The organism is Holospora elegans E1, assembly GCF_000648275.1.
Taxonomy (GTDB): Bacteria; Pseudomonadota; Alphaproteobacteria; order Holosporales; family Holosporaceae; genus Holospora; species Holospora undulata_A.
Window position 1 is genome coordinate 1 of sequence record NZ_BAUP01000029.1, and the last position, 3,433, is coordinate 3,433.

At 33.5% G+C, this 3,433-nt stretch carries 3 protein-coding genes; all 3 read left to right on the forward strand.

Annotated features, from left to right (window positions below):
* The first annotated feature begins 718 nt into the window (after positions 1–718).
* Positions 719–1,246: a hypothetical protein gene (locus HE1_RS00510; protein ID WP_035543376.1), complete on the forward strand. Its 528-nt coding sequence runs from the start codon at positions 719–721 to the stop codon at positions 1,244–1,246.
* A 520-nt stretch (positions 1,247–1,766) separates the two neighbouring features.
* Positions 1,767–2,138 (forward strand): IS1 transposase, encoded by a 372-nt coding sequence (locus tag HE1_RS06815; protein WP_242837160.1) that lies wholly within the window; start codon positions 1,767–1,769, stop codon positions 2,136–2,138.
* A gap of 491 nt (positions 2,139–2,629) precedes the next feature.
* Positions 2,630–3,175 (forward strand): hypothetical protein, encoded by a 546-nt coding sequence (locus HE1_RS00525; RefSeq protein WP_162480093.1) that lies wholly within the window; start codon positions 2,630–2,632, stop codon positions 3,173–3,175.
* Positions 3,176–3,433: the final 258 nt, after the last annotated feature.

Sequence of the window (3,433 nt, forward strand, 5' to 3'; positions counted from 1 at the left end):
TTTTTTCCCTCCATCTATACCTATTTTTTCTGAGGCTCCTGTGGGGTTAACACTTGTTTTAACACTTTGTGAATGATGCTATAGCTGGGATTCTCACTCCTTTCATACTTACTTCGGCCTGTCTTAACAAGTTCATGCATCACTTTTTCCCATACCCCCTTAATCCTACATGGTCTATAAAACGAATGTACTGTCCATTGACAACCGCTCTTGATTATATAACATACTGCATTAACCCCCTCTTTTTTGTTGTATTTGCTTTTATTGCCGCTATCAAAATGATGCTTTGTCACTTCCCACTCTCTTTTTTAAATCGCTTGGGTAATTCATCTTCCACACCATCAAGCCTTTTATATCACACTTTTTGATTCATGAATACAGGTTCTTTCATACAATCATTTTTAGAAATTTTTAAAAGACTTTCTTTACCAATTCTAACAAAAAATATCTTTAGTTAAAGGTTTCTTTTTATGATGTTTTAGCTATATAGGAAGAAAGTGTAATTACGTAATTGATATTAGATTAAAAACCTATTTTATCGAAATTTAGCTACATTAGGTTATGTGATGATTGATGCACTCTTTCCCCCCCTTTCACATCTATATTTTTTATGCTATACATACGAACGTGGAGTTTAAATGCTTAGTATTGTCGTTTTTTTAGGGTTTTGCGTGATGATACATAGTAGGTTTTTGTGTAACAAAGGGAGTATCAAGTTATGAAGAAAAATTTTCCGAATATTTTGTTTTTTGCCTTAAGTTTAGGAATTATTGTTCCTTCTCAGGGTTGGTCAGGTCCAGAGCAAGCCGATGCGTCTGCTCAACCGTTAGCTTCTCCTGCGCCTGAACAACCTGCTCAACAGGCTGTTCCAACAGCACAGGATCCAGCGGTAGCTGCTCCGTTGACAGAAGCGGCACCTGCTCCGGAACAAGATAAATCAGCTGCTGGTCCTGCTTTAGACTCGGCAAACCCAGAGGCAGGATCTCCAAAGGGAGCAGAAGGAGAGCAAGAGGCAGCAGGGGAAGGAAAGTCAGAAGAGAAAAAGGGATCAGAAAAAAAGAAGAAAAAGACGAAAAAGAAGAGAAAAGGCAAAGGAAAGTCTCACGGTAAGCTTGGCACTGCTCACCATTATCCTCCAGAAAATGTTATTAATAATTTAAATGCTCGGAACAATGTAGATCCTGCTCCTTCAGTGTGCGGTTCAAAAGTTGATAATTTTGAAGATTCTTCTGTAAAAAATCCTTAAGCTTTCATTTTTGGATAAAGAGTATTTTTAAAAGCTGGTATTTTAATATCAGCTTTTTTACGTAAAAATATTCGAAAAAAGTCTTTTTTAGATTGTGTGAACAAACCTAACGTAATTAGCGTGCAGATAAAATTCGAAAATTCTTGTGGGGTACTGAAAGCCTTAAATATTTAGAATTACGTCTATAGTTCTAAATATTCTCGAAGAAGCGGTTTTTTGGATGCTGTTCTTTGTAGATGACATGTTATGCACATACTGTATTTCACACTTTATTTTTTGAATTTTTCTTTCGGGAATTAAGAACCTGTCTTCACAGTTAAGCCAATCGACGAATCAGTAGTATTGAATGGGGGATCATAACGTTGTGTTTTTCCGGTTGAGCGCCTATTTCATGTTCCTTGGCCAATCGCCTAAAATGATTTAGCCAAGCAAATTTTCTCTCTACCCTCCATCTTTTCGCTAAAATTTCCCAGCCCGGCGCAATATGTGCCTAAATCTCTACGGTCTTCTTTAATATGTTTTGAACAAACTCTTCGAACGTTTTACGATAACCAGCATCTGCGCATCCCGCAACAAAAAAAGAAGCAAGAAATTTTGGATTTTTAAAGCTTGGATTTCTAAAGTCTATGATCGTGCTGGAAAACGGCTCATCGATTGGGAATTTGATGATCACTCGCGTCAAACATTCAAACGACTTTTTGAACGATTAAAAAAATGGAAATTTTTATTTTATTGCGGAAATCATTGGGCAGGTTTTAATAAAATTATTCCAAGCCCCCCCCCCTCTTTCAGGGAAAAGATAAAACGTTTTCCATTGAACAAAATATATAACGCTCGACACCGCCATTGGTTTGCGAGATTTCGTCGAAAACTCCTTGCAAACACACGATAACTTGAAATGCTAGAGGGAACACTGCGTATTTTTGCGGCACTTCATGTTAATAAAACATTAAAAATCAATCATACTATCTTTGGTTGAAAAGTCTAGAAAATTTTTATATTTTTTTGATAATTTTTTAATAAAATAAAAAATGTAAAAATTAGCTTAATTATAAACATGTTAAACAAAATTTTTCTTATTTCGTTATTTTTTGTGTTAAGCGCAAATACAAAAATCTATGCTGGTCTTTATGAAGATCTTAATAAAATTAAGCAATCACGTTTTAAAGATTTTACTTTCCCTGAAATAAAGTACTTAAGAACTGACGTTAAGCAAAAAATATTTTTTTTGATAAAAATATCTTAGATTTTGAAATTTTTTTAAGTGAAATAATTGGAGACAAAGATAATTTTAAAAGCATTTTAAATCAATATATTAGTAATAATTATCAAAATGATAAATTAAATAGAAAAGAATCAATTCCTTTAGAAATTCGAATGCTTTTGGCAAAATATTTCGCTGACGATTTTATCCAAAATATGAAAACTGTTTATTATGCGAATATGCAAAATATACACGATTTACTCCCTCAAATTACTGATAGTGGTTGGGAGGATAGCCCAGATATTTTAGGAAAGATAGAACAATATAAAAAGGAATCACTCAAAAAATTAAACGAATATTACACTCAACTACAGAACTTTGCCAGTGCTAAATTTGCTCTGGAAAATCAAATAGACCAAGCCTTAAAAAAATATGGGTCTGATGTTCCTTTTATAAAACTTTTTGATTTTATTAAAGAAAAAATATATAAATGCTATGAAGATATTGAAACAGTGCTGTCAAGAAAAAATAAAGAAGAATACATAGAAGATTTTACTAATATTAAGAGCATTACGTGGAATAAAGTCATGCTGGACAGAGAAATTGATTTTTTTAGAGAGGGTAAAATAGAAGAAAAAGAAAAGGAAATTAGAAAAATTGTTTCTGAACGAAAGCGAGATAAGGTTAAAAATTTTTTTAAATCTATAAAAGGTAAACTGACCTAGTTCTTTATTTTGTTTACCAACATATTCGGTAAAAAGGGTCATACTCCCCCTTACTTTTTTTCAGGTAGTTTAAAAGATCGCTGAAATCAAAGAATAAGAGTTTATCTTTGATCCACCTGAGCCCCCTTGTGTTCTTGTGTAAGGCCCGTTATAGAAGCGTATACAATAGCAACAGCGACAATGGTCATAAGTTTGGAAAGTCTTCCCAAATCTTTCATAGGGGTATTTTCAAGGTTAACCCCTTGCGTTTTCATAGTT

Coding starts and splice junctions, on each gene's coding strand:
- HE1_RS00510 (WP_035543376.1), top strand. CDS start 719: ATGAAGAAAAATTTTCCGAATATTTTGTTTTTTGCCTTAAGTTTAGGA.